5 protein-coding genes are annotated in these 7,434 nt (G+C 40.2%); 1 reads left to right on the top strand and 4 read right to left on the bottom strand.

All coding sequences use genetic code 11. The annotated features are described in order from the left end of the window. The 4 genes from V7K79_RS05535 to V7K79_RS05520 all read right to left on the bottom strand — a co-directional run. A partial coding sequence (locus V7K79_RS05535; protein WP_335045464.1) for an integrin alpha occupies positions 1-767 on the bottom strand: 767 nt, incomplete at its 3' end. Positions 768-1,345: 578 nt separating this feature from the next. Beyond that, positions 1,346-2,002 (bottom strand): pentapeptide repeat-containing protein, encoded by a 657-nt coding sequence (locus tag V7K79_RS05530; RefSeq protein ID WP_335045462.1) that lies wholly within the window; start codon positions 2,000-2,002, stop codon positions 1,346-1,348. A 275-nt stretch (positions 2,003-2,277) separates the two neighbouring features. After that, complete coding sequence (locus V7K79_RS05525) at positions 2,278-3,522, bottom strand: asparagine synthase-related protein (protein WP_335045460.1); 1,245 nt, start codon at positions 3,520-3,522, stop codon at positions 2,278-2,280. A 108-nt stretch (positions 3,523-3,630) separates the two neighbouring features. Further along, positions 3,631-4,512, bottom strand: coding sequence for a 4-hydroxybenzoate solanesyltransferase (locus V7K79_RS05520; protein WP_335045458.1), 882 nt, complete (start codon positions 4,510-4,512; stop codon positions 3,631-3,633). A gap of 396 nt (positions 4,513-4,908) precedes the next feature. On the opposite strand from V7K79_RS05520, the gene V7K79_RS05515 reads away from it, so the two are divergent. Beyond that, on the top strand, positions 4,909-6,558 hold the full coding sequence (locus tag V7K79_RS05515; RefSeq protein WP_335045456.1) for a Ppx/GppA phosphatase family protein: 1,650 nt from the start codon (positions 4,909-4,911) through the stop codon (positions 6,556-6,558). The last annotated feature ends 876 nt before the right edge of the window (positions 6,559-7,434 follow it).

Below are 7,434 nucleotides of genomic sequence, written 5' to 3'. Positions count from 1 at the left end.
CTGACTGAGCTGCCTGAAGAGTCATTTGCTGCTATGCCGTTAATCAAAAAGCCATTAGTGCCATCTAGGGAAGAGAGGTTGAGGGTGCCGCCACTTCCCAGATTCCTTCCCCCAAACACTATATAGCTTTGCCCAGTACGCTCGCTGCCTTTGTTGCTCTTTGCACCCGGTGCGCCAATAATCAGGTCGTCAATGCCATCGTTGTTGATGTCCCCCGCATTGCTGACTGAGTAGCTTGATAAGTCATTTACTGCAATGCCGTTAATTATAAAGCCATTAGTGCCATTCAAATCAGAGAGGTTAAGGATACCGCCACTGCCCAGATTCCTTCCCCCAAATACTACATAGCTTTGCCCAGCATCAGATTTGCCGTTGGCGTCGGCACCAGTTGCCCCAATAATCAGGTCGTCAATGCCATCGTTGTTGATGTCCCCCGCATTGCTAACTGAGCCGCCTGAGTAGCTATCTGCTGCAATGCCGTTAATTATAAAGCCATTAGTACCATTCAAATCAGAAAGGTTGAGGGTGCCGCCACTTCCCAGATTCCTTCCCCCAAACACTACATAGCTTTGCCCAGCATTAAATTTGCCGTTATGGTCGGCATATCGTGCGTTAATAATCAGGTCGTCAATGCCATCGTTGTTGATGTCCCCTGCATTGCTGACTGAGTTGCCTGATAAGTCATTTTCTACAATGCCGTTGATTATAAAGCCATTAGTGCCATTCAAAGTAGAGAGGTTCAGCAGGTTGAATGATGAACTAACCATGATTTTCTCCTGTGTTTATTTCTTATCGGTCAGCGAGTGAACTTTGAGGTTCTACATCTTCTTAAGTTGACACCAATGGGCAGTGCCGTACCCTACACTCCTCGGTATAAAGCTGTACCGCATTGGAATTGAAACGGCTATATCTAATTTTAATTACAGTTTGAGCATTCCTAACTACAAAAGAAGCTCTGTTAACTACAGCTTGAGCATTCATAACTACAGAAGAAACTGTGTTAACTACGCCTTGAGCATTCATAATTACAGAAGAAGCTGTATTAACTACAGCTTAAAAATTACTTATCATATAAAGAAGATTTATAATTAATGGTGAAGTTGTATTAACTAAGGCTTCAAGATTTCTCGGTTAAGCATTTTTAATTTAGAATTGAGTTTTGGGAAAAGGATAAGGGTTATAAGGTTTTTTCTTTCCCTTTCCTCTTCCCCAAAACACGATAAGTATTGGGTTTCAAGCTTATTTATTCTGACTTTTGAATTCTGAATTATACTACATTTCGTTTCCATGCTCTGCATGGAAACGAAATCAAAGGATTATCTCACTTTGGCAAAGCTACCTCTAGCTAATAAATAACTATCTGAGGTTGCTCAACTGTACCATCAGGCATGATAGTATCTCGCAACTTCGCATAAATCAAATTTGTTTTCCAAAGGTTTGCCTTATTCAAGTTTGCTTTAGTTAAATTTGCCCATGTCAAGTCTGCACCGGTTAAGTTAGCCTCAGTCAAATTCGCTTCTAGTAATTTTGCTCCACATAGCTTGGCTCGTGTGAGATTTGCAAAACTTAAGTTAGCTTCAATCAGCGATGCTTCAATTAATTTGGCTTCACTTAAGTCTGCTTCTCTCAAATCCACATCACATAAAGAAGTACCCCAAAGGTTACTACCTATGAATTTCACTCGCCATAAGAATGTTCCGCACAAATTTGCTTGTGTTAAATTAGCATTAGTCAAATTGGCTTCACATAAAGATGCTTCATACAAATTAGCTTCACGTAAGCTAGCTTGCATTAAATTTGCGCCACTTAAATTAGCACGAGTCAGAACACAGCCAGATAAATTTGCATCACGCAAATCTGCTCCAATTAAATTAATACCACTTAAATCAATTCCTTTCAGGTCGATTCCTCTCAAGTCACATCCACTGAAATCCCGACGCTGAAAATATTTATTTGTGATTTGACTTAAAATAAATTCCTGTTGTTGAGTATAATTTTTCATGGTATTCACCTCTGGGTGTAATTGATCTCAAAGGTTGAGTGTAGTAGTTACCGTATATTGAGAGTACACCGCAAACAGAGATTAGCTCAGTAAATAATCAAAAATAAATTACCAAAAAATTGGCAATCACTTGAAAATACGTTTTTTCAGTGGTTTTTAAAACAAAAAATGCTGACATAAGTCAGGAAATATTCATACAACAAGAATCATGTTGCTTACTCCAAATTCAAAATTAGCATAAGTAATCTCAATAGCGTATCCTTTTGTTGCTTTCATTACTGCACTTTTTGATTTACTTGTAACCAAATTTCTAAACTAGCAAGCAACCACAGCTTGACTCCATAACGACTCCAAGTATCTCCTTGATAGTTTAACCAACTACGAATTGGTAATTTGTTCAAGTAAGGAGTAATATATGCATTTTGATTGAGCAATAAATCTTTGGCTTCTCGCTGCCAATATTTCCGAAATCCTAACTGCACCGGTCCCATCATCCCACTTTTGGGACGATGAATAATTTTGTCTGGTAAAATATCTGCGCTCGCCAAAGACGTACTGTAGGTAATCGCTTGCTTTAAAACTGCTTTTTCTTCTACTCCAGAAAGCTTATACTCTGGTGGTATTTCCATACTTAAGTCTACTATTCGTTGGTCAAACAGAGGAGAACGACCTTGCAAAAGAACAGCTTGAGTCAAGTTACTGACTTTGGTCAGAATTTGGTCAGCGCCTTTAAATTTGATATTCATTGCCATCAAACGATTCAGATAGCTGGCTTGAGAATATAAATCTTCTGCAAAAACCCAAGGTGCTGTTTGTACTGCTGTCCAGACTTCTGGTTTTAAAAGTTGCGGTAAGTCAACAGCACACTTTTGAAAAGAAATTAAATAAGCACACAATGCATCTTGATTGGTGACAGAGCCTCCAGGTCGCAGTTCCCGCACTTGTTCCCAAAGGGTTCGTTCTCCGGGAACAAAGGCACAACAAAGATAATCTCGCAACGCCACTAAATCTAAATCGGATGAACGATGAGGTGCTAAAGTTCTTAGTTGAGGCGCAATCCAACGAACTGAACCAGTGGTAGTGTAATAGAGAGTATGAACACCGATGCGATCGCGAACCAACCTCAACACCTGTTTGTCTCTATCCCAAATAACTAGCGCAAACATCCCGATAAGTTGGCTAAGACTTTCATTACCCCATTGTTCCCAAAGATTAGCCACCAGTTGCAGAGAACTTCCTTGAAAGCTATCCGGTTCAATTCCCAACTTTTGCAGCAACTGCACTCGGTTAGTTAACCAAACATCACCAACAACAACAAATCGTCCTCTAGAACTGACTGCTAATTTCTCCATCGGAAATTCCGAAGTTGTGCGTGGTAAAATTACAGAAATTTTTTCATCTCGCCAAGCTATATTTTCATAATTTACATCAACTGTTCCCCATGCTACGCGCCAGGTTAGGTTAGTTTTGATGAATTCGATTTTAGGAGATTTGCGATTTTTAAACGCATCAAATAGCATGGGAAATTTTTAATGCCTAATTCAATAAGAATCTCACTCCTAACCACCTAAAGTTAACCACTTATGATTAGCGCAGATGTGCAAAAATTGGAAAAGCCTCCTACCTCCTTATAAAGATCCAGCAATCATCCCAGCAAGTAAAATAAAACCAATCCACACGTTTTGCTGGAACATCTTACCATAAGCAGAATTAGGTAAGTGTCGCTTTCTTAATCGCAGAGACTGCCAAACCCATCCCATAGTAGCAATTGCAAGGCTAATCCAGAAGGCTAAGTGCAGATGTATAACTACGCCTAACCAAGACAACAACAAGATTGTGCCAGCAAAGAAAATTCCAATGGCTAGAGGAGCATAATTACCAAAAAATAGAGCGCTAGAATTAACACCAATGCGGCGATCGTCTTCTTTGTCGCTCATGGCGTAAACTGTATCAAATCCCAATGTCCACAGTACAGTTGCGCCCCAAAGTAACCAAGTTGCTTGAGAAAGATTTTGCGTTACCGCACTCCAGCTAATCAATACTCCAAAACCCCAAGCGATGGAAAGCACTAGTTGCGGTATCGGAAACACCCGCTTTGCGCCTGGATAAAGCAAAATTACAGGCACTGCTGCCACGCATAACCAGAAACTCACGGGGTTAAGATAAAAAGCCAAGATTGCTGCACAAGCTAAAGATACGATCGCGACTACAATCCCAACTTTCACAGATAAGGCACGAGAAGCGAGGGGGCGATCGCGTGTTCTCTCCACTTGTGGATCGATATTCCGATCCCACAAATCATTGACAACACATCCAGTCGCACTCGTAGCCAAAGTACCCAATATAATCACACCAACTAGAGGTAAAGGCGGTTTCCCTGAAGCTGCCAAAAACACAGCCCAAAGGGCAGGAATCATCAAAATTAACCGCCCTTCTGGTTTATGCCAGCGTAAAAGCCGGATAATTACAAGCCAAATTGGTTCCTGGGGACGTTCTGGCGTCGTTAACATAGGATTGATGGGGGATTGGGGACTGGGAACTGGGGATTGGGAATTAGTTATTTCTATTCCTTGCTTTTTTACTCCTATTCCCTAATTCACACTTCTTTACATCTATAGAATAACGTTATTTGTTATTTGTAAAAACATAACTGAAAGTGGCAACTTTAAATATCTTTAAATAGTCACTGAGGTTATAAGTAGTAGGGTAAATATACATAGCTCAGTTACTCTCGATTAAACTGAACTGCTCAGGCTGAGTATTTTTTAATTTACTCAATATGGGCTAAACCCTAGCTATCTACTAACAGCACTCAGCCTAAGCAAGTGTGTTGTCATAAATATCAGTGCTAGCTACCCCGACATATCACCGTTTGCCATCATTTCTTAATAAAGAGAGAAAACTAGATGCTGGATTTAGTTTCTAGCTGGGAGAGTGTTCCAACTCAACCATCTAAGCAACATCGGATTATTGCTGCCATTGACCTGGGAACAAATTCTCTACACATGGTAGTAGTCAAGATTGACCCTACACTACCAGCTTTTAGCATTATTGCCAGAGAAAAAGAAACCGTGAGGCTTGGCGATCGCCATCTTACCACTGGAGAACTCAAACCAGAGATCATTAAAAAGGCGATCGCGGCTTTAGGACGCTTCCAAGAAGTTGCCAAAACGATCAACGCTGAAACTATCATTGCTGTGGCAACTAGTGCTGTGCGAGAAGCCCCCAATGGTAAAGATTTTTTGCACACAATAGAAACGGAGTTGGGTTTAAGCGTTAACTTGATTTCTGGTCAAGAAGAAGCGCGGCGAATCTATCTTGGTGTGCTGTCGGGGATGGAATTTAACAACCAGCCTCATACCATTATTGATATTGGCGGTGGTTCTACAGAATTGATTTTAGGCGATAGTCAGCAAGCCCGCATTCTCACCAGTACGAAAGTTGGTGCAGTGCGACTCACTAGCGAATTAATCACTACTGACCCCATTAACAACACTGAGTTCCAGTATCTGCAAGCTTTTGCACGCGGGATGTTGGAACGTTCTGTAGAAGAAATCTTAGCAAACCTAGAGTTTGGAGAATCTCCGCGTTTGGTGGGTACGGCGGGCACAATTGAAACCCTGGCGATGATTCATGCACGGGAAAAGTCCGGTGTTATTCCTTCTACTCTCAATGGCTACCAATTTAATTTTAAAGACTTGCAAGAGTTGGTAAATCGCTTGCGGAAACTGAGTAATTCCGAAAAAGCTGAGATTCCGGGTATGCCAGAGAAGCGCCCTGAAGTTATCCTCGCTGGCGCAGTCATATTACAGGAAGCAATGACCCTTTTGGGTAGTGAATCAGTAACAGTTTGTGAGCGTTCTCTGAGGGAAGGCGTAATCGTAGACTGGATGTTAACCCACGGTTTGATTGAAGATAAGCTACGCTACCAAAGTTCAGTTCGGGAACGAAATGTTCTCAAGCTGGCGGATAAATACCACATCAATTTAGAATACAGCGATCGCGTGGCAAAGTTTGCCGAGAGTTTATTTGACCAAACTCAAGGTACGTTACACCACTGGGGAACTGATGAGCGACAAATGCTGTGGGCAGCGGCCATATTACACAATTGCGGTCATTATATTAGCCATTCGTCTCACCACAAGCACTCTTACTATTTAATTCGCAATGGAGAATTACTCGGCTATACAGAAACCGAGATTGAAATTATTGCCAATATAGCGCGTTATCATCGCAAATCGCCGCCCAAGAAAAAACATGAAAGCTACCAAAATTTGCTGACTAAACAACAGCGACAAATTGTTAGTCAATTAAGTGCAATTCTAAGATTAGCAGTGGCATTAGATAGACGACAAATTGGTGCGATCTCTCAAATGCAATGTGAGTATTATTCACAGCTTAGGCAGGTTAATATGCTAATTTTTCCATCCCAATCAGATGATGATTGCGCTTTAGAACTTTGGAGTTTAGATTATAAAAAAGGAGTGTTTGAGGAAGAATTTGGAGTTAAATTAGTAGCGAATTTAGAAAAGTCTAGCATTGCTAACTTCTCTTAAAAAGTCTGGTGCGTTAACGCAATGTAACGCACCTGTACATAGCTTATACGCTTTGGTGCAATTGCTTGCGCGTAGCTTGCTTCCCTGTAAGGGTACGCAGATCCGTTACTGCTGCGCTATCCGCCAGTAGTGCAGAATATCCAACTAAATTCTGATTCACTCTTGAATTCTGTTTGGATGAAAGCTTGAGGTAAAAATCAGACAAATTTTTCTAATAACTAATTGTTTAAGAAGGTATAATTAGCAAAGAGCATTCCATTATACAAAAATTTGAATTCAATATGCTTTGGAAATTGAATCAAAATATATATCTAATTTTGACATCCAACTTAAGGACGAATTTATAACTGTCCTAAGAAGCATTTAAAAATAAAAACTATTAATTATAATACAGATAACAATCTATTAAATGTAGGTTATGTTGCTAGTGGATATCTAAGCCGGGAAAACTTGGATATCCTTATATAAAGTTTTAATAAGTTAACAAGTAATTAAGCAGACATAATGTTAAAGGCTGAAGAAAACTTGTGCAAACTTTTACTAATAGGTATGGCGATATCTACGACGGGCTACGCCTACGCAGTTGCTGGAGACTTAAAGGTAAAATTTCGCTAGGCTTATCACCTATGCGTGGGATGGAGCATAGTTGCCAAAGTCATATACAATGTTTCTAGCAATAATAATTCAGTCTTACACACCCTTACAATAATTAGGGAAGACATCAACTTGCAAGCATTCTTTCCGATGCTCCACAAGAAATTTTTCCTTTTTTATAATTTGAAGATATCCCTCTTCTGTCACTTTCCGGAATAAGCAAGTAGTTTAGGAGCTAAATCATCCAGAAGCATAAGAGGGTTTAAATTGATTCATTGCAGC

Origin of the sequence: Nostoc sp., assembly GCF_036917575.1 — a bacterium.
GTDB lineage: Bacteria > Cyanobacteriota > Cyanobacteriia > Cyanobacteriales > Nostocaceae > Nostoc.
Note: the sequence above shows the minus strand (reverse complement) of the source record. Positions and strands in the feature narration are given on the sequence as shown.

Coding starts and splice junctions, on each gene's coding strand:
- V7K79_RS05525 (WP_335045460.1), bottom strand. CDS start 3,522: ATGCTATTTGATGCGTTTAAAAATCGCAAATCTCCTAAAATCGAATTC.
- V7K79_RS05520 (WP_335045458.1), bottom strand. CDS start 4,512: ATGTTAACGACGCCAGAACGTCCCCAGGAACCAATTTGGCTTGTAATT.
- V7K79_RS05515 (WP_335045456.1), top strand. CDS start 4,909: ATGCTGGATTTAGTTTCTAGCTGGGAGAGTGTTCCAACTCAACCATCT.
- V7K79_RS05530 (WP_335045462.1), bottom strand. CDS start 2,002: ATGAAAAATTATACTCAACAACAGGAATTTATTTTAAGTCAAATCACA.